This window comes from Neisseria sp. P0021.S006, assembly GCF_051956895.1.
Genome location: NZ_JBQCWZ010001010.1, coordinates 1 through 532 on the forward strand (window position 1 = coordinate 1; position 532 = coordinate 532).

Sequence of the window (532 nt, forward strand, 5' to 3'; positions counted from 1 at the left end):
TTGCAAAGCCATATAGTCGGAGAGTTTGTTGGTAATCGATGCCATTGAATAGGACTGGATGGCGTTGATGGCAATGTCGCAGCCCTTGGCAACCGACATCATTTCGGCATAGGGAATGTAGCCGTAAAACTTGATGTCGTCGCAGGCGTATTGTTTGAGCCTGTCCAAATCAGGGCCGCCGCCCATGATGTGCAACTCGACGTTTTCGCCGGCGTCCAGCAGCTTGAGAACGCCTTTGCACACGGTTTCCACGTCATAGCTGTAACTGAGCGTGCCCAAGTAGAAAAAGCGGGTTTTGTCGTCGCTAAAATCTTTGGCAGGCGCGGCATCGAGTTTGGGAAAATCCGCGCCAATATAAACGACTTCGCCAGGTACGTTCGGATTGGCTTCTTTGGCGCGGTCGAGATAAGTCTGCGATACGGCAACCAGCGCATCGGCGTAGCGGTAGGCTTGGTTGGCGCGTGAAGCAAAGGGCAGCAGGTTGTGCGGTACTTTTTTCAAAAACGGTACGACTGAGGAGAAAGACTCCGGC

Annotated in this window: 1 protein-coding gene; it reads right to left on the reverse strand. The window is 53.0% G+C overall.

Translation table 11 applies throughout. From position 1 onward, the window contains the following. Positions 1-532 (reverse strand): glycosyltransferase (locus ACTHUM_RS18435; RefSeq protein WP_440403744.1); only part of this gene is annotated, 532 nt, incomplete at both ends.